This window comes from Oceanobacillus profundus (assembly GCF_003515705.1).
In the GTDB taxonomy this organism is placed as follows: domain Bacteria; phylum Bacillota; class Bacilli; order Bacillales; family Amphibacillaceae; genus Oceanobacillus; species Oceanobacillus profundus.
In genome coordinates this window covers 88,964-108,774 of sequence record NZ_QWEH01000001.1, presented here as the reverse complement: position 1 = coordinate 108,774, position 19,811 = coordinate 88,964, and the positions used below count along the sequence as shown (strand labels likewise).

17 protein-coding genes are annotated in these 19,811 nt (G+C 40.0%); 6 read left to right on the top strand and 11 right to left on the bottom strand.

Translation table 11 applies throughout. The features are described 5' to 3' along the window. Positions 1 to 29: 29 nt before the first annotated feature. The 4 genes from dcd to D1B32_RS00475 are packed head-to-tail and all read right to left on the bottom strand — an operon-like array spanning position 30 to position 4,592. Positions 30 to 578, bottom strand: coding sequence for a dCTP deaminase (dcd, locus tag D1B32_RS00490; protein WP_095310363.1), 549 nt, complete (start codon positions 576 to 578; stop codon positions 30 to 32). Between the two features lie 20 nt (positions 579 to 598). Beyond that, positions 599 to 1,801 carry a GTP-binding protein gene (locus D1B32_RS00485; RefSeq protein ID WP_118888325.1) on the bottom strand — a complete coding sequence of 401 codons (1,203 nt, stop codon included), beginning with the start codon at positions 1,799 to 1,801 and terminating at the stop codon, positions 599 to 601. Positions 1,802 to 1,819: 18 nt separating this feature from the next. Further along, positions 1,820 to 3,487 (bottom strand): nucleoside recognition domain-containing protein, encoded by a 1,668-nt coding sequence (locus D1B32_RS00480; RefSeq protein ID WP_147379882.1) that lies wholly within the window; start codon positions 3,485 to 3,487, stop codon positions 1,820 to 1,822. Continuing rightward, the gene (locus D1B32_RS00475; RefSeq protein WP_118888323.1) at positions 3,477 to 4,592 is read right to left on the bottom strand and encodes an NAD(P)/FAD-dependent oxidoreductase; all 1,116 of its coding nucleotides are present in this window, start codon (positions 4,590 to 4,592) and stop codon (positions 3,477 to 3,479) included. The genes D1B32_RS00480 and D1B32_RS00475 overlap by 11 nt, the downstream gene beginning before the upstream one ends. A 533-nt stretch (positions 4,593 to 5,125) precedes the next feature. Between D1B32_RS00475 and D1B32_RS00470 the strand changes: the two genes are divergently transcribed. The 3 genes from D1B32_RS00470 to D1B32_RS00460 are packed head-to-tail and all read left to right on the top strand — an operon-like array spanning position 5,126 to position 7,759. Continuing rightward, a complete protein-coding gene (locus D1B32_RS00470) occupies positions 5,126 to 6,181 on the top strand; it encodes an ABC transporter substrate-binding protein (RefSeq protein ID WP_118888322.1) in 1,056 nt (351 codons plus the stop codon). 9 nt (positions 6,182 to 6,190) lie between these two features. Further along, complete coding sequence (locus D1B32_RS00465; protein WP_118888321.1) at positions 6,191 to 6,958, top strand: ABC transporter ATP-binding protein; 768 nt, start codon at positions 6,191 to 6,193, stop codon at positions 6,956 to 6,958. Positions 6,959 to 6,964: 6 nt separating this feature from the next. Then, positions 6,965 to 7,759, top strand: coding sequence for an ABC transporter permease (locus D1B32_RS00460; protein WP_095310351.1), 795 nt, complete (start codon positions 6,965 to 6,967; stop codon positions 7,757 to 7,759). Positions 7,760 to 7,817: 58 nt separating this feature from the next. Here the strand turns inward: D1B32_RS00460 and D1B32_RS00455 are convergent, their stop codons facing one another. After that, positions 7,818 to 8,093, bottom strand: coding sequence for an acylphosphatase (locus tag D1B32_RS00455; RefSeq protein ID WP_118888320.1), 276 nt, complete (start codon positions 8,091 to 8,093; stop codon positions 7,818 to 7,820). Positions 8,094 to 8,152: 59 nt separating this feature from the next. Beyond that, positions 8,153 to 8,722, bottom strand: a complete 570-nt coding sequence (locus D1B32_RS00450) for a TetR/AcrR family transcriptional regulator (protein ID WP_118888319.1) — start codon at positions 8,720 to 8,722, stop codon at positions 8,153 to 8,155. A 147-nt stretch (positions 8,723 to 8,869) separates the two neighbouring features. Here D1B32_RS00450 and D1B32_RS00445 point away from each other — a divergent pair, with 147 nt between their 5' ends. The 3 genes from D1B32_RS00445 (at position 8,870) to D1B32_RS00435 (ending at position 13,899) form a co-directional block, all read left to right on the top strand. After that, entirely contained in the window at positions 8,870 to 10,945 is a 2,076-nt protein-coding gene (locus D1B32_RS00445; protein ID WP_187393118.1) for an efflux RND transporter permease subunit, read from the top strand. Beyond that, on the top strand, positions 10,929 to 12,758 hold the full coding sequence (locus D1B32_RS00440) for a methyl-accepting chemotaxis protein (RefSeq protein ID WP_118888317.1): 1,830 nt from the start codon (positions 10,929 to 10,931) through the stop codon (positions 12,756 to 12,758). Before D1B32_RS00445 ends, D1B32_RS00440 begins: the two co-directional genes overlap by 17 nt. 154 nt (positions 12,759 to 12,912) lie before the next feature. Further along, positions 12,913 to 13,899: a diaminopimelate dehydrogenase gene (locus D1B32_RS00435; RefSeq protein WP_118888316.1), complete on the top strand. Its 987-nt coding sequence runs from the start codon at positions 12,913 to 12,915 to the stop codon at positions 13,897 to 13,899. A gap of 356 nt (positions 13,900 to 14,255) precedes the next feature. Here the strand turns inward: D1B32_RS00435 and D1B32_RS00430 are convergent, their stop codons facing one another. The 5 genes from D1B32_RS00430 to D1B32_RS00410 form a co-directional block, all read right to left on the bottom strand. Then, positions 14,256 to 15,212: a carbohydrate kinase family protein gene (locus tag D1B32_RS00430; RefSeq protein ID WP_095310344.1), complete on the bottom strand. Its 957-nt coding sequence runs from the start codon at positions 15,210 to 15,212 to the stop codon at positions 14,256 to 14,258. Positions 15,213 to 15,235: 23 nt separating this feature from the next. Beyond that, complete coding sequence (locus D1B32_RS00425; protein ID WP_118888315.1) at positions 15,236 to 15,730, bottom strand: PTS sugar transporter subunit IIA; 495 nt, start codon at positions 15,728 to 15,730, stop codon at positions 15,236 to 15,238. A gap of 15 nt (positions 15,731 to 15,745) precedes the next feature. After that, a complete protein-coding gene (locus tag D1B32_RS00420) occupies positions 15,746 to 17,209 on the bottom strand; it encodes a glycoside hydrolase family 32 protein (protein ID WP_118888314.1) in 1,464 nt (487 codons plus the stop codon). A 12-nt stretch (positions 17,210 to 17,221) separates the two neighbouring features. Beyond that, complete coding sequence (locus D1B32_RS00415) at positions 17,222 to 18,622, bottom strand: sucrose-specific PTS transporter subunit IIBC (protein ID WP_118888313.1); 1,401 nt, start codon at positions 18,620 to 18,622, stop codon at positions 17,222 to 17,224. Positions 18,623 to 18,762: 140 nt separating this feature from the next. Then, on the bottom strand, positions 18,763 to 19,746 hold the full coding sequence (locus tag D1B32_RS00410; protein WP_118888312.1) for a LacI family DNA-binding transcriptional regulator: 984 nt from the start codon (positions 19,744 to 19,746) through the stop codon (positions 18,763 to 18,765). Between the last annotated feature and the right edge of the window lie 65 nt (positions 19,747 to 19,811).

Sequence of the window (19,811 nt, the reverse complement as noted above, 5' to 3'; positions counted from 1 at the left end):
CTTTCCCTCCTGGATTCCTTAATCTACAATTAATTGGAGCAATTCTCCTCATCCATATAAATACAGCTGGCAGTTGTACTAGATTGTTTTGTATATTTGCCCTGATACGGTTTTGTTGGTTGATCCGTTTCTGCAAAAACCAATTGACATATTCTTCTTCCTTCTATTAATTCAATCGGAAAACGATTCGAGTTAAATAGCTCAAGCGTGATCCGCCCTTCGAATCCAGGATCTACCCACCCGGCATTTTGTACAAAAAGTCCCATTCTCCCAACAGAACTCCTCCCTTCTACAAAGCCAGTAACATGATTTGATAATTTAATCCACTCTTTTGTCGTTGCAAGCATGAAGGTGTGAGGAGGAATGATTATCGCTTCTTGGGCTCCTATATAAATATCACGGTAGGAAGCTCTCTCACCCATGGATAATTTACCTGTGCTATATTCATTTAATGTCATAAAATGGCTGCCAAGCGATAGATCGACGGACGCCGGCTGAAGGTTAGCCTGATTAAAAGGTTCGACAGCTAGCTCATCTTTCTCTAGCTTTTTGAGAATGGTTTGACTCGATAAAATCATTTCTATTCCCCCGTTTTTATTTAATTGTGATTTCTCAACTCCCAAATAAATGGATCTCCCATCTCAGACCATTCCATATCCATCTCTTCTGGTGTAAGCAGACATTTGTCAAGCTCCCGAATAATCGTTCCTTTTTCCAAATCAACGCCAATAAATACAAGATTTGTCTTTCGATCCCCAAATTCCGAACCCCAATCGTTTAGTATGTTAGGATTTTGCTTAATTGTGTGTTCTTTTTGTGCATCTGGAAGTGAAGCTACCCAATAGGAGACTGGTTCAATAGCGACCGAAGGACCAGCTTGGGAGAGAAGGAGTGCCAAATCATTCCTTGTCGCACACCACGCAATTCCTTTCGCACGGACAATTGACATCGGCATTTGCCTAATCCAATCATAAAAACGCTTCGAGTTAAATGGAATTCTTCGACTATACACAAAGGAGTTAATTCCATATTCCTCTGTTTCTGGCGTATGCTCTTCCGGGCCTGCCATTAATTCTTTTAGCCATCCAGCTGCTTGACTAGCCGTTTCAAAATTAAACCGACGGGTGTTTAAAATTTCTGTTGGATTAACCTTGCCAAATGTTGTATGAATAATTTTGGCATCGGGTTGCAAAGTTTGAATAACTTTCGTCAATGAACGAAGTTGTTTTTCCGTCACCATATCGCATTTATTCAATAGAAGAACATCACAAAATTCAATTTGGTCGATTAGTAAATCTGCAAGATTACGATCATCTGCTTCTCCAACTGCTTGCTTTCTATCAAGCAGCCGATCACCAGATTCATAATCATGCCAAAAACGGTATGCATCAACAACAGTAACCATTGTATCAAGGCGGCAAAACTGGGTAAGATCGATACCTAGTTCCTCATCAATATAGGAAAATGTCTGAGCAACTGGTACAGGTTCACTTATTCCAGTAGATTCGATGATGATATAATCGATATTGCCCGCCTTCGCGATTTTTCCAGCCTCTATCAGCAGATCCTCCCTTAACGTGCAGCAAATACACCCGTTAGACATCTCAACTAAGTTCTCTTCCGTCCTTGAAAAATGACCCCCCTTCTCTACTAAATCGGCATCGATATTAATTTCACTCATATCGTTTACAATCACAGCCACTTTCAGTCCATTACGATTATTTAACAGATGGTTTAACAGTGTTGTTTTTCCCGACCCTAAATAGCCACTCAAAACGGTAACAGGTATTTTCTTTTCCATACGCTTCCTCCTTCGTATTCAATTAAAATAAGTATATAAAACGATAGCTATTAGCAACGTACTTATGATGGACGTAATCATTTGTTTTCCCAGCAGTTTTACAGCGTGTCTCCCGCCTAATTCTTTGTAAATCGTGAACAGAGTTACTAAACAGGAAGATAAGGTTGAAGCTAAATATACGGTTATAAATAGCTGCCATGTCTCCAAACTCTGAAGCAGGGAACCTTGTCCCTCGTTCAATACCATCATCCCATCTTTTCTAAAAACCGAAAAAATCACACCAGGAGCAACATCCGCTGGTAAGGAAAACAACACTAATATAGGCGTAATCAAAGCAGATAAGCCCTTCATTACATGCAAATAATCAAAAATAGAAGCGACTAAACAAATCAAGATAAAAATCGGCATCGCTTGTGTAAAGAATTGTTTTAGCATTCCTTTTAAGCGAAAAGCAGTTCCTCTCCATGTTATAGACTGCAAGTAGGGCAAAGAAGATACTGTAGTTAGCGGTAAAGAATTCTTATTCCATACCCTTGTATGAATAGCACCTACAATAAATAAAATCAGTATATAGGGGAAAAATAATATTGGTTTTCCCGCAGAACCGAACAAGGATAAAGTTGCCCCAATTTGATAACTGCAAGCAGAGCCAAACGAAATCATGGAGATGCATGAAGCCCGCGTACAGCTACTGCAGCTTCTGCTTTGCATAACAGCTACAACATTACAGCCATAGCCAGTTAAAACTGGTATCAAGTCTCTTCCAGTTAGCCCGATTTTCCTCAGCCATGGATCTAATGCATGTGTTATATGTTCCTGTATACCTGTTTCTTCTGTAACTGCAACACTAAGACCGATGAAAAGGACTACTGGAAATGCCCATAAGAAGGAATACCATCCAAGGGTTAATGCGCCATAGTCTCCAATTAATAAAACTTGGAAAAAAGCAGGAAAATGAACGGCGTATTCCTTTAATGGAACTATCATCATCTTTTCTGAAAAGGGTTCTACGTAACTTGAGAACAGGTATGCAAGAAATACCGGAGAAGCAAACATACTTATGATTAGAAGCAGAGCAAATAAAGGTCCAATCACCTTTTGACGCAGTACTGTTTCCAGCCAATTTTTATTTTCTGCTTCATGATCTGAAGGCAGAAAATGGAGTAAACTGCTGTTTAGCTTCCATGGTGAAGCATCTTGTATAGCCTCCCATAATTCATCTTGTTCTGCTTCGTCCATAGAACGGCTATTACACCAGATAACCGGTACATTCAACAGATCCTTTATAAAATGCTTTTCTTCATCACTCGGTTCATATATATCTTTGTGAGTAGCTATAACTGTAACTTTTTTCCCTCTCAGATGGAGCTGTTCTTCTAATAACAGAAAATCATTCTTTAAATGAGGAGATTTCACAACTATAATAATCTCTTCCAAAAACTTAATTTCACCCAAGGTCATTCTCGTAGTCATGCTATCATCTTTAAAACGAATCCCCGGTGTATCGACTAGTTCTACTTCAGCATTTCGTTTCAATCCTCTGCGCGTAAGAACGACAGTTGATCCTTTTACATTGGTTTCAACTCCTGTTTGATGACCAGTCATATGTCTGAATAATGCAGACTTTCCTACAGATTCAAGACCTACTAAGGCGATCAATTTATCCGTTTTATTTTTAACACTCACAGCTCTCTCCGCAACCTGAAAGATCGTCCAGATAAAAATTTTCCTTCTGATATAATTCAAGAATATCCATATTAAGGTTTAGTCGGGAACCGATTGCTTCAGCAAGTACTGCATATCGTTGCCGAAACTTATATATATAACAAAACACATGACTGCCATGTCGCAATTCAGGTCCACAAAGAAATAATCCTTGGCAATAAGTCGATTCATCCTGTTCATTAACTAACGGCTTTCCATGTTCTCCAAACTCAAAAAGCTGTGAGATCATGGATGTACTACCTTTATAGCCCGTTGCTAGTACAGGAGGCGTACATGTGGTAAATTGTTCGCCTTCTCGTGTTTCCACATAATAAGAATTACCTTCCTTTCTCACAGAGCTAACAGTTAGGTTCTCATACATCTCGATTCTGTCATCAGCAAGCGCTTCTCTCATCCGACCGTATGTATATGGGGATATAACAATACTCGGGTCACTGCTATCGATTTCCCATGTGGCGGTTTTAGCCAAAAGTCGAGTTTTTTTGTTAAGTCTATTCAGTTGATACAATGCATCAATTCCACTTTCATACCCGCCTATCACAAGATAATCATCTGCTTTCATCTCCTCCCAAGAATGAATTTGACTACTATGAATACAGTGTTCTGCTCCCGGGAAAACGTCAAAATCGGGGTATTGATACTCCCCGGCTGCCCACACAATAAATTTACTGCATAATTTCCCTTTAGAAGTTACTACCTCAAACAATTGGTTGTTATGCTTCCTTATTTCTTTTACTTCCACTTTAGTTCGTAACGGTAATTGGTAATGATCTGCCAGCACTTCTAGGTATTCTGCATATTCTTCACCAGTAGGGTGTTCTTCATCTAGCGTATAAGCAGGTGAGGTCTTAGGAGCTACAGCGTTAAGGTCTGTCTGGCCAAAACCTTGAGATGGAAAAGAAGGAGTTATAAACCTCATTTCTTTTGGCCACCTGCGAAATGTTTCTCCTATATCCCCCTTGTCTATCACGCAAAAATTTCCACAACCCATCTGCTTTAGCACTATTCCTACACCAATTCCAGAAGCCCCAGCACCAACTATAAGAACATCAACATGCTTATTCATGGAGTTCTCCTCCCCAAATCGAAATGATTACGATTAAGATTCAAAAATTTTTTGATTCCTGCATATTTACGGAACAGATTAATAAGTCTCTCTTTTCTCTTTACGAAAGTTCTTCCTTTAGAAACGAAACTAACTATCATTATGGTTTACAGATTAAAAGAGCTTACTTCTATTAAATGATTAAAGCGATTTACCACTATCCCCTGACCTAAATGAATTCACTCTTCCTCTCCTCAATAATTTTTCTATAACACTTAAATCGTAATGATTACGTATTATATCACTTTAGGAAAAAGATGCAACCATAAACCTCTTACTCCTTAAATTTCGGTACACATCGACACGTAATCTCCAAATAATCGAATAAACCAACAAAATTTCTATTTTTTCAATAATTATATGGAATGATTGATTTATTTGTGCTATCCTTATAAAAATCTAATTAAACTAGCACGGTGATTAAGTCGGCATTCGCCTGTGCTTTTTTAATTTTCTTTTTATTAAGACATTTACAAACTAAAGGGGGAATAGAATTGAGAAAAAGAACTGTTATTGCACTTATTTCTGCATTATTTTTAGCATGTTTACTAGCTGCATGTGGACAAGAGGAAGCAAACAATTCTTCTGAGGGGGCAGCTGACTCAAATGGCGACCATGCTTCCATTGAAATCGGTATGTTGAAGCTGACGAGCTCCGCACCGTTATTTATCGCACTTGAGAAAGGCTACTTTGAAGAGGAAGGTATTGATGCACAGGCTAGCTGGTTTGAAGCAGCACAGCCAATTGCCGTAGCAACAGCCGGCGGTGACGTTGATGTCGGCGCAACTGGAATTACAGCAAGTCTTTACAATATGGTTGCTGGCGGTGAAGAACTTGTCATTGTTGCGGACAAAGGAAGAGAACAGGAAGGCTATTCCTCGACGGCATTATTAGTACATAGTGACTCAGATATCGAAACAATTGAAGATTTAAAAGATAAGAAGGTTGGTATTACACAAACGGGATCAACCTTCCATTATATGGCTGGTCGATTATTGGAGGAACACGGTCTAACGTCAGCTGACGTAGAGCTTGTTCCTGTTAACAGTATTCCTGGTCTAATGGAAACATTGCAAAGCAAGCAAGTGGATGCTGTTTTATTAAACGAACCAAATATCACAATGGTGTTAGATGAAGGGTATGGCAAGGTGATTAAACAAGTAGGCGATGTGATCGACTATCAAACCTCCGGAATATTCTTCTCAAAATCGTTTGCTGGCGATACAGAAACAGCGACTAAATTTCTTAAAGCATATGCAAAAGCAACACAATACTATTATGACGCTGTCCTGACAAAGGAAAACGGCGAGATTGTACCAGGAGAAAACTATGATGAAGTAATTCAAATTATCGCTGAATACACGGATCAGGAACCAGCTGTTATCGAGCGTGGTCTGCCATACATGGATCGTGATGGTAAGCTTCTCGCATCCGATATCCAAACCCAAATCGATTGGTATGCAAAGGAAGAGCTTATCGGAGCACCGGTTGATGCAGACAAAATCGTGAATACAAACCTTCTCGACCAAGCTTTAAAAGAATTGGAGTAGTGAACAACTATGAGCATCGTCATCGAGAATGTAGAAAAAACCTTTATAGATTCCAAAAAGAATGAAGTAACAGCACTAAAAAGTATTAATTTTACGATTCATGAAGAGGAATTTGTTGTCCTCGTTGGTCCAAGTGGATGCGGGAAATCAACGCTGCTTAATATCGTTGGTGGGTTATTGTCCCCTACAAGTGGCAGTGTTTATTTTGATGGAATTAAAGAGAACCCAACCTTAGGAATTGTTTTTCAGGAAATTGCTCTTTTCCCATGGCGTACTGTTTTTGAAAATGTCGTTTATGGTTTGCAAGAAAGAGGCGCCTCCAAAAAGCAACAGCAGGAAATCGGCAATCACTATATTGATATGGTCGGGTTAACTGACTTTAAGGACGCATACCCTAAGCAATTATCAGGTGGAATGAAGCAGCGTGCTGGCATTGCAAGAGCATTAGCAGTGGAACCAGATCTATTATTAATGGACGAACCTTTTTCTGCACTGGATGCCCAGACCCGAACCCTCATGCAAGAGGAACTGCTTACCATTTGGAATCGGACGAGATTAAGCACGCTTTATGTGACACATAACATTGAAGAAGCAGTTTATTTGGCTGATCGCGTCATCGTATTATCGAGACATCCAGGTCAAATTAAACAGATCATTAACATTGATTTACCGAAAACGGGCAGAAACGATGAAAAATACCGTGAACAATCAAGCAAGTATGCAGATGAAATTTGGCAGCTTATTCGGCATGATGCCGAAGCGGCACTGAAGGAGTGATAGTAAATGGAAAAACAAAAACAAGTCATTACGAATCGTGTTGCCTTTCTTGATAAAAAAGTTCCATTCTACACTTCCTTTCTAGGTATCGCTGGTATCTTAATCCTGTGGGAAATCGTCTCTCGAATTGGAATTGTTTCTCCATTATTTCTACCGGCACCATCTAACATTGTAATAACAGGTTGGGAGATGCTTGTAAGTGGGGAAATCTACGGGAATCTGACTGCCAGTCTCTACCGAATTGTCCTAGGGTATGCCATTGGTGCGGCCTTCGGTATTTTAATTGGTCTGATTCTGGGATTCTTCCGAGTCGCAGATGCGATCGGAACACCTATTGTTTATTCGATTTATCCAATACCGAAAATTGCTTTACTGCCTTTATTTATTTTATGGTTAGGGATTGGTGAATTATCAAAGGTAACGATTATCGCATTAGGGGTTTTCTTCCCTGTTGTTATTAATACTTTTTCCGGTGTGAAAAGTGTTGATCCGATGCTTGTGAAAGCTGCCGTCACATTTGGGTCTAATCGAATCAATGTGATTCGCAAGGTAATTTTACCTGGGGCTCTCCCGATGATATTTGCCGGGCTGAAGCTCGCAGCTGGAACATCCCTCCTGTTACTGGTATCGGCAGAAATGATCGCTGCCCAGGAAGGAATAGGTTCCATGGTGCTCCATTACGGGAATTTAATGATTACGTCGAAGCTCATGGTCGGGGTACTTATTCTGTCTCTCCTTGGCTTAATCTTTAATCGAGCTTTAAGGTGGTTGGAGAATAAACTGATTCCGTGGAAAGAATAAACAATTGAAAAAGGATTAGCTATGTGTGTAATACACACATAGCTAATCCTTTATAAATCTAATATTTAATTTTAAAAGCTTTAAATTTCGGACCCTCATCTAAGGTTATGACATCCATATCACGGACGTTAGCGAATCGAGAAGGCCCTTTTTTTATCAGCTCTAAAAACCGGGACATATCTTCTTCGTTGCCTTGGGCTTCTATATGCACACTACCGTCGTTTTCGTTTTTCACCCAGCCCGTAATATTACACTCCACTGCTCTGTGCTGCGTAAAAGAACGAAATCCGACACCTTGTACACGACCATGCACATTGACACTTACGTATTTCATTCATTTCACCTCTTGAGCCTATGTTAACATACAGCTGATGAATTCTCCTACCGTTCTACTTATGTATAGTGTAGCATCCCGTGATTACTGATTTCCGTAATAATTTTTGTCATTTCTTCTGCGGATTCCTGCATGCCACTACTTAGCCATTTTTCAATGATATGGATACTGCCGCTAATAACAAACAACGTAATATAGTTTAAATGATTTTCCCCGATCTGCTGACTCCCCTGTTCCAAGTTTGACCGTATATGAGCTTGAGCCGATTCCATAACACGGTGCTGGAACCCCTTGCTCCCATGATCACCAAAGAGAATGCGCAAATGCTCGCTTCTGCTCACGACGTAATCTAGTAAGTATTTTGTCATTGCAAGCATTTCTTTTTCCTTTTTATAGTCATATTGAAGCAGTGTTTGATCCAACTCTTGAATAATTTCATCCTCGATTTTATTCAATAAATCATACTGATCCGTATAATGACTATAAAAAGTCGAACGATTGATATCTGCAAGCGCACATAGTTCCTTTATTGTTATGGATGAAATTGGTTTATCGTTTAATAGCTCCAATAAGCTTTCCTTTAAAACCATTCGTGTATATTTTTTTCGGCGGTCTAATTTTCCTTCCATTGTAAAACCCTTTCATTACCCGTTTTCCAACAAATTTTCAATATATGTTGCGCAAATAACACGATTTACGCAACTGTTTGTTGTGTAACTAACATGATGTATATATAATAATAAAGTAAAAGCACTAAATCATCAAGATATGGGGAAATGACATTGACAAATATAATCATACGTTTCAAAAAGTCCGTCGTTATTCTTTTTCTAACATTAACGGTACTGTCGGCAATTGCTTTCTTTTTTGTAGATGTAAATTATAACATGCAAGATTATCTACCTGAGAAAGCAGAATCAACAGTTGCCTTAAATATGATGGAGCAGGAATTCTCCAGCGGTGTTCCGAATACACGAGTCATGATTGAGGATGTTACCATTCAAGAGGCAATAACCTATAAGCATGAGCTGGAAGCAATTGATGGTGTTACAGAGGTTCAATGGCTGGATGATGTAGTAGATCTGAGAACTCCTATCGAGTTTGCGGATGAAGCAACCGTTGAAAATTATTTTCAGGATGAAAAGGCACTTTATTCTGTAACAATAGAAAGCGGAAAAGAGGTCGAAGCGACCAATCAGATTTACGCTCTGATCGGAGACGAAAACGCAATTACTGGTGAAGCAGTAAATACAGCTACACAGCAAGAGATGACCGGTCAGGAGACGATGTATGCTGCGGCATTACTAGTCCCGATTATTATTATCATCCTAGTATTATCAACGAATTCATGGGTAGAACCAGTGTTATTCTTGACCGCAATTGGGGTTTCTGTTCTTATTAACCTTGGAACAAATATCTTCATTGGAGAGGTTTCTTTTATTACGCAATCCGTAGCGCCAATTCTCCAGCTGGCCGTCTCGCTGGATTATGCGATCTTCCTGCTTCATAGTTTTCAAGACTACCGAAATAAGGAATACAAGCCCGGAGAAGCTATGAAACTAGCGATAAAAGAATCACTACCAGTAATAAGCTCCAGTGCACTAACTACATTCTTTGGATTTACTGCACTAATGTTTATGGATTTTGAGATTGGTTCGGATTTAGGACTAAATCTAGTTAAAGGGATTGTATTCAGCTTTATTAGTGTTGTTGTATTTTTACCAGCACTGACATTAGTATGCTACAGCTGGATTGACAAAACAAAGCACAAAACACTTATCCCACCAGTATTTAAAGGTGTTGGCGCGAAGCTATTGAAGTTAAAGATACCTGCGATTGCAATTGTACTTCTCTTAACAGTACCGAGCTTTTTGGCACAAAATAGCACCTCCTTTACATATGGTATGGGCGAGCAGCCAGAGGACACTCGATTAGGCATGGATATTAAGCAAATTGAGGAAACGTTTGGTGAGACAACAGCAATCGTATTATTGGTTCCGAATGATGATATAGGAAAAGAGCTGGAAATGACCCAAGAAATAGAAAATATGGATCATGTCTCTTCTGTCATTGGCTATGCTAATATGGTTGGAAGTACGATTCCACAGGATTTCTTAGAAAAAAATGTTACGGAAGAATTCTTGTCGGAAAACTATAGTCGGATTATTATCAATACCGATGCTGGAACAGAAGGAGATATTCCGTTCCAGCTCGTAGACAATATACGTGAACTATCAGCCTCTTATTATGGAGAGGACGCACTGACCCTTGGGGAAAGTGTTGCATTATTTGACATGAGAGAAACCGTGACCCAGGATAATCAAATAGTAAACATTCTTACAGTAGCAACGATTGGGCTGGTATTACTGTTTACCTTTCGATCTATTTCTATCCCAGTCATTTTACTGCTTACGATTCAATCAGCGGTTTGGATTAACTTAGCGGTTCCTTACTTTACGGATACATCCTTAGTCTTTGTTGGCTATTTAATAGTTAGTACCGTTCAGCTAGCCGCAACGGTCGACTATGCCATTTTGCTAACCGAAACGTATAAGCACCACCGACAGAAAATGACTAAATTACCTGCAATTAAAAAGACAATTGATGAAAAGCTGTTTTCAATTGCAGTATCGGCATCCATTCTTTCAAGTGTTGGGTTTATTCTGTGGCTGACCTCATCGAATCCAATTGTCGGTTCGATCGGATTACTGCTGGGAAGAGGTGCGCTGCTTGCGTTTATACTCGTTATCACCTTCCTGCCAGCTATGCTTGTCACATTAGATAGAATCATTGAGAAGACTTCGTTTCAGATGAAATTTTACAAGGAGGATCACCATGAAGAAGGCAATTAAATGGATATGGTTAACACTAGCAATCTTTTTCTTTCCTGTACTCACAACGTACGCCTCTCCAAATACATCAGAGGAGCGAGCAGATGAAGAGCAGAAAATTGGAGAAATTGCTAGTAAGAATGAAGTTATTTACGCAAATTTGCAATCCGGCGGTAATCTTAAGGGGGTCTACGTTGTCAACTCCTTTGAACTAACCAAGCCGGGCATCATCGATGACTACGGTGATTATACAGAAATTAAAAACTTAACCGATACATCTGCGATTGAACAGGATAACAACAACGTACGTATCAACGCAGAGACCGATAATTTCTTTTATCAAGGTAATCTTGAAGAAAAAAAGGAGTTACCTTGGCAATTTACAATTGACTATTACATCGATGGCAAAGAGGTTAATCCAGATGATATCCCTGGCATGACAGGAGATGTCGAAATAACCATCGATGTGAAGCAAAATAAAGACGTTGCCGCAACCTTCTTTGAAAATTATATGCTGCAAATTTCGGTTCCTTTAAATACCGATTATTTTCAAGATATCAAAGCAGAAGATGCGACGATTGCAAATGCTGGGAAGAACAAACAAATCTCCTTTACGATGATGCCAGATGAAGAAAAGAAATTTTCCATTGAAGCAACAACTGATCAATTTGAAATTGACGGTATCGAAATAGCTGCTTTACCACCTTCCATGGCTGTGGATGCACCAGATACCGATGAATTAACAGAGGAATTCCAGTCATTGACAGATGCAATTGGTGAAATTGATAATGGTGTCGGTGAATTACGTGACGGAATGGACGGGTTAGCTTCCGGACTTCATCAGCTGGAAGATGGCTCTGCTCAATATAAAAATGGAATGGACGAATTGAACGGGTCCAGCAGTCAATTGACAGATGCCTCTTCACAGATTAATGATGCACTTGCAACTGTACAAGAAGAGGTTGAAAAGGCAAGTGGCATAACAGCTCTAGAAGAACTAGAAGACTTAGATCTAGCAGTCTCTGAAATGATATCCGGCTTGGAAGAGCTTGCTGATGGAATGGATCAATTTGGTTCAAACTATGAAAAAGCAAACCAAGCATTGCAGGATGCAATGAAGCAAATCCCTGAGTCAAACATTACGGAAACAGATATTGCGGCATTGTACGAAAGTGATACAGATCAAGAAGTAATCGAAGAATTAGTAGCTACTTATCAAGCTGCCCAAACGGTTAAAGGTGCATACGATGCTGCATCAGAAGCATTCGGATCAGTTGGACCAAGCCTCCATACCTTTAGTGAGTCGACTCGAGAAGCAGCCAATTATTTACGAGCACTCACAGCCGGTCTTGAAGAGTCCATCAGCCAAATCGATGTGGATGAAAGTGTCAATCAATTAATCACCGGCGTTGAAGAGATGGCCACCAACTACAATCAATTCCACGAAGGATTGATTGCTTATACAAATGGAGTCAATGAATTAGCTACTTCCTATCAAGGGATCCATGATGGAATCGGAGAGTCTGCAGATGGTGCAGACCGACTGACAGATGGAGCTGGTGAGCTTCGTAACGGAACAACACAGCTGCATGATGCTACCTCTAACATTCCAGAAGAAATGCAGGAGGAAATCGATTCCATGCTTTCTCAATACGATAAATCAGACTTCGAGCCTATTTCCTTTGTATCGGAAAAAAATAATGAGCTAACCGATTCGGTACAGTTTGTCATTCGTACCGATAGCTTAAAGCAAGAGCAAGAGACAGAAACAGCAGATGATGCACCTGAAGAAAAAGAAGGATTTTTTGAAAAGCTGAAAAATCTATTTCGTTAAATAACTGCAGGGAAAAGGGGTTACTTCAGTATGAAGTGCCCCTCTTTTCCTGCCCAACTCCCTTTTCGAAATAGTTCAATAAAGTTGTATAGAATAATCAAAAAGGGTAGTATAAAGGGAATAGAAAAACAGTGAAATCATTGGAGTGTGACAAATGGAGAATACGATAAAAATTGGCATTGTAGGCTATGGAAATCTAGGTAGAGGCGCCGAAGCTTCCATTATGCAACAACCAGATATGGAGCTCGTTGCCGTATTTACTAGAAGAAATCCAGAAAGCGTACAGGTCTTAAACAGTAATGTGAAAGTATTACATATTGATGAAGCACCAAATTATAAAGAGGATATCGATGTCATGCTAATTTGTGGTGGCTCTGCAACAGACTTACCAGAGCAGGTCCCATATTTTGCTCAACTTTTTAATACAGTGGATAGCTTTGACACCCATGCAAAAATCCCTGAATTCTTTGCATCCGTTGACAAGCCTGCCAAAGAAAGCGGGAAAACAAGTATCATTTCTGTAGGCTGGGACCCAGGCATGTTTTCCATTAATCGCGTGCTCTCAGAAGCACTATTGCCACAAGGTGAAACATACACATTCTGGGGCAAAGGCTTAAGCCAAGGCCACTCCGATGCTGTTCGCAGAGTCGATGGTGTCAAAAATGGAGTTCAGTATACGATCCCTTCTGAAAAGGTAATCGAACAAGTGCGAAATGGGGAAAATCCAGACGTATCCAAAAACGACCGTCATGTACGCGAATGCTATATTGTCGCCGAGGAAGGCGCAGACAAGCAGAAGATTGAACATGAAATCAAAACAATGCCAAATTACTTTGCAGATTACGATACTACCGTTCATTTTATTTCAGAAGAAGAATTGAAACGCGAGCATTCTGCAATGCCACATGGCGGATTTGTTATTCGCAGTGGTGAAACTGGAGAAGGCAATAAGCAAATCATTGAGTACAGCTTGAAATTGGAAAGCAACCCTGAGTTTACCGCAAGTGTACTAACTGCTTATGCACGTGCTGCACACCGCTTAAATAAAGAAGGACAAACCGGTGCAAAAACAGTTTATGATGTGGCCCCAGGCTATATTTCACCGAAAACGGCTGAAGAATTGCGCAGAGATTATTTATAAAATCCAAAAATGACTTTTCTCGAAATAGTCCACTTAGGAGTAGCAACCAGAGTGGACTACTTTTTGATACAAAGTTCCAACATATTGATTCTAAAATGAATAGCATGAGAACTGAACTAGAATTGAAAATGGTTAACATGAGAACTGATTTAGAAGCCAGAATGGACAGAGGTTTTAATCATTTAGGCAAAAAGATCGATGGAATTTGAGTACATTTAACAGAAACCAAGATACTACTCATCCCAATATATTAAAAGTCCCTCGCTGCACTACTACTGTAATGAACGAGGGACTTTATTATGAATCTATTATCTTTTGAGACATGAATTAACAACCAATCGCTACACTATCATTCACTACTCCATCAACGTTTTAATTTCTTCTATACCAGGTAACGCACTAATCGCGCCTTGCTTTGTCGTAACTAAAGCTGCAGCTGCGTTAGCAAACCGGCCAATTTCAGCCAACTCCCCTATGGTAAGGTCGATAACATCTTTTTCCATTGTAGCGAAATGATATAAAAAAGCACCAATAAAGGAATCCCCTGCACCAGTCGTATCAACAGCTTTCACTTTGAACCCTTCCACAGACACGTCATCCGTATTCGTATAAAAGCTTACGCCATCCTTACCTCGAGTAACGATCACCAATGAAGCAGATCCAGCTAAAAGTGAGCGAATCGCTTTCGTTTCTTCTTCCTCGCCTGTGATAAACGCTAGTTCATCCACACTCACCTTTAGAATATCTGCATAAGGGATAAACTGCTGGATCGTCTTTTGATAAGCATCCAGGTCGTCCCACAAATTTTTCCGGACATTTGGATCGAAACAAACCGTTCCCCCTACATCCTTGATGTTACGAATGACTTCTACATGTGCATACTTCACATCAGCTTCAATTAAATCTACCGAGCAAAAATGCAAAATATCATCTGCAGAAAACCCAACTTCCTGCACATCAGCTCTATTTAACAGCATATCAGCACTCGGTTTTCGGTAAAAGACGAATTCCCTTTCTCCCTCTTCCTTCAGTGCGACAAATGCGAGTGCGGTATTGGCTTTATTTGTATGAAGCACATGGCTTACATCCACACCATTTTTAGATAAAATATCCTTTAAATAGTATCCAAAATGGTCCTCACCGACCTGACCAATGAAACTACTGCGACCACCTAGCTTGGCAACGGTGGCAGCAACATTAGCAGGAGCTCCCCCTGGCATCTTCTTAAAACTTGCAACCTCTTCAATAGGGACTCCTATTTCATGTGGAATAAAGTCAATTAACGCTTCCCCAATCGTATAGACCTTTTTCATGTTTTTCAACATCCATTTCTATATTATTTCGTCACTTGTAGAATTTCATCTTGTCCAGCAATTACTTCTTTTATCGTCTTAGCTTCAATATTGCTCATATCATCCGTATTCGTAATGATAATCGGTGTTACAGTACTTTTTGCTTTCTCACGTATAATATCCATATCAAAGTGAATCAGTTTATCCCCTTGCTTCACCTGATCGCCTTCTCCAACATATGAAGTGAATCCTTCTCCATCAAGGCTAACCGTTTCAAGACCAATATGAATTAAAATTTCCGCTCCATTTTCAGCGCGAATTCCAACCGCATGTTTTGTTGGAAACACTTGAATGATTTCCCCGATTACGGGAGAAACAACTTCCCCATTTGTCGGTTTAATCGCGACCCCATCTCCCATCATTTTTTCGGAAAACACGGGATCCGGAACCTCCTCTAATGCTACAACTTCACCGCTAACCGGTGCATTTATAGAAACATCGGTTACTTCTTCTTTTTTCTTAAATAGTTTTCCAAACATAATCAAACCTCCAACTTAATATTCGGTAACTCTCTTGATATTCCATTTCTTTACGTCGATTTTAACATGTCCAGCTTTAGCAATGAAACGGATTTCGTCAACGTCTGGGTTATCAAACACTCTCGAAGTAAAAACTTCTTCTCCATTATTGATAAAAATCTCAATGGAAGAGGTATCTTTAAATATCTGGATATTTTGCAAGCTTTCCAATACGCAGTGCCTACCTTCTACACCATTCTTTGAAAATTCCCCTCGTTGAAACGTACAAATTTGTGTTTTAGCATCATAACGGAAGCTGCTCTTCTCACCTATTTCCACGGAAAATTCCGCAGCAGCTAAATCCTTGATAGCTATTTCCAACTCGAACACCTGACCATTTACACGAGGAAGGTCCACAGCCTCCTCCCAAACGACCACGTCAGTATGATGAACGCCTTCTTCACGTAACAATTGAAGTTCTTCTACGGGATATTGATGCAGTTTTCCATCCTTCCATTGAAGTTCTCTCGGTAATGTCAGTGCGTGAATCCACTCATGTTTTATAGTTGGGTGGATGGAGTCTCCCTCGTCTGCATTTCCCATCCATCCAACTAAAATTCTTCTTCCTGAGGGATCCGCTGTCGTTTGTGGGGCATAAAAATCAAATCCCCTATCCAATTCTATAAAATTACCATGGTCAAATAAAATTTTCTCATAATCTACCTTCCCGGCAAAATAGCCTGATTGGAAAATGTTATTATACGCAAAGCCTTTTGGCGACAGTCCTTGTGGACATACAGCCAAAATATCCTGCCCATCCAGTTCAAATAAATCTGGGCATTCCCACATATAACCGAAATCCGAAAGACCATTATGCCCACTTCCTGCTAAGACACCTTGGAAACTCCAATTTGCCAGATTAGCAGACGTATAGATCACGGCCTCGCCCTGCTCATCCTCTGTTTGTGCGCCTAACACCATGTACCACTTACCGTCTTTCTCAAACACTTTGGGATCACGGAAATGCATGGTATAGCCCTGGGGCACATGAATAATTGGCCCTTTTTTTTCAAAATGAATGCCATCTTCCGAAACCGCTAGACATTGATAGGATTCTCTTTTCCCATGTTCATTTTTCACATTGCCTGTATAAAAAACATATAATTTTTCCTGAAAAACGACCGCACTCCCGGAATAACAACCGTTCTTGTCGTACCACTGATCTGGTGCTAATGCTATCGGGGCTTCCTCCCAATGGACCAAATCATCAGATACAGCATGCCCCCAAAATTTAGCTCCATGCTCTGTCTGAAACGGATTCCACTGATAAAACATATGGTACTGTCCTTTGTAAAAGACGAAGCCATTCGGATCATTCAATAACCCAACTAGTGGCATGATATGAAAGTGCAGCCGGTAAGGGTCACGAGCGACAGTCTTTTTCCTATCATCTATGTTTTTGTATGCACGCTGCTTTAATTCACTAAATGATTGTTTCATAAACATCTCCTATTATGCATGTTCCTTTTGTGTGTCTTTATCTGCGTAACCAAACATCCATGTTAAAACGAAAGCAACCGCAATTGCTACAAGATTAACTAAAATATAAAGCAAAAGCTGTCCATCCAAGTATAAGAGCGCACCAGGTATTACAGTAATTGCCATACCAGACCCTGCAAGCTTCAGAATCGCCGCAAGGAAACCACCAGCAGCTCCACCAATTAGCCCCATTAAGAATGGCTTTCCATAGCGCAAGTTGACGCCGAAAATTGCTGGTTCCGTTATTCCTAAGAATGCCGATAAAGATGAAGGCATCGCTAACGCTTTTAGTTTCTTATGCTTTGTTTTTAAACCAACTGCCAGCGCTGCTCCACCTTGTGCTGCAACAGCCGAAGTAATAATAGCGTTATACGGATTATTCCCGAGATTTTCCAGTAACTGAATTTCCAACATGTTAAAAATATGATGCACACCAGTAATAACAATAATTTGATTAAAGAAACCTAGCAGAATTCCAGCTAAACCAAACGGTAATCCCAATACAAACAATGCAGCATCAAGAATATACGTTTCAACAATATGAAAGATTGGTCCGATGATGAATAAGGAAGCAATACTCATGAGTAATAACGTAAGAAAAGGTGTAACAATTAAATCAAACGTCTCCGGTACACGCTTACGTATTGCCTTTTCTAATTTTGCACCTATGATACCGGCGATAAATGCAGGTAGTACTGCACCTTGATATCCGACAACCGGAATAAATCCAAAGAACATCAGTGGCTCTGCACCTGTCGCAACACCCCACGCATTCGGTAATGCAGGGCTAACAAGCATCAGTCCAAGTACAACACCAATAATCGGTGTCCCACCAAACACACGGAAGGTCGACCAAGCTATTAAAGCTGGTAAAAAAATAAACGCCGTATCCGTTAAGATTTCCGTATACAATAGGAAGTTAGCGGATATATCATCTGTGGTCAATCCAAAAAGAGCCAGGATTTCTTCCTGCATGATGAGTCCACGAAGCCCCATAAATAGTCCTGTTGCAACAAGAACCGGAATAATTGGAACAAACACATCTCCAAACGTACGAATAGCTCGTTGTAGCTTGTTGCCTTTCTTACCAGCCTCTTTCGATTGCTCAGACTTTGTAGACGTTTTCAAATCAAATTTAGCTATTTCCTCATATATCCGATTCACCGTACCTGTTCCAAAAATAACTTGGTATTGTCCAGAGTTGAAAAAAGCACCTTTTACCTTGTCAATTTCCTCTACGCCTTCTTTATCAACTTTTTCTTCATCTCGAATAATGAATCGCATTCTCGTCGCACAATGGGTAACGGATTCAATATTTTCAGGACCCCCAACAGACTTAATTAGCTCTTCTGCTATTCTTTTATTTTCAGACATAAACTATTCACTCTCCTTTTTCAAATTGTGGAATCGATTCCACATTGTTCATAAAAATAGAAACCATATAAAAACGCATTAAGAAAAAGTATATGGAATCGATTCCACACTAATCAGCGTGAAATCGGTTTCCAAATTAATTATACACTTCCCCGAATAATTAGTCTATAGTCCATCACTAATTTTTCCTGAAACGGTCTGGATTCAATGCTGGCTAAAATTTGCTTAGCCCCTTCCTCACCGGCTTTTTCATTTTGATAATCAACTGTTGTTAAAGGCGGTTCCATATACTGCGACATTTCCGATGCACCAATTCCCGCGATTGCCATGTCTGTTGGAATTTCCAATCCTTGCTCCTTTAAATAGCTCATCGCTCCAATTGCTAAACGATCTGTAACAGCAATAGTTGCAGTCGGCTTGTTCGCATATTTTAGGATTTCCCCCATCGCTTCATGACCAGAGGCAATATCAAAAATCGCTTTTTGAACCCATGTTTTTTCGACAGACAACCCCTGCGCTGCCATTTCATCTAAAAAACCCTTCTTCCGATAATATCCGACTGCCCGATCCGATTCATCTACACCAATAAAGGCAATTTTCTCATGTCCTTTTTGGATGAAAAGCCTTGTCAACTCTCGTACTGCACGATAATCATCATAGGTAACATGTATGACATCCTCTGCTTCCTGTCCAATCACGACTATCGGAATATTGATTTCTTTTATCTTTTTCATCAGCTTCGCATCGGCATTTGTAGCAATCAAGACTATCCCATCTACTTGTCTCACTTTCAACAAATCCAAATACTCCAGTTCCTTTTCTTTATCATGGTCGGTATTTGCCAAAAGAATTTGATAGCCGTGCTTTGAAAGCTCTCGCCCTAAACCAGTCACGATTCTACTCGGCGTTTCCGTTTGAATCGTTGGCAAAATCACCCCAATGACCTTCGTTTTCTTCGTTCTTAGCGACTTCGCATATTCACTCGGTGCATAGCCAGTCTCTTTAACCACACTCTCTACACGCTTCCTTGCATCCTCACTGACATAACCAGAGTCATTCAGCACTCTGGAAACCGTGGACCGGGAAACATTCGCCATCTCTGCAATATCTTTAATCGTTATCAAATCAAATCCTCCTAAGAGAGATAGACAGATCCTTATCTATCGTTCTTTAGCTCTTCCATTTCGTT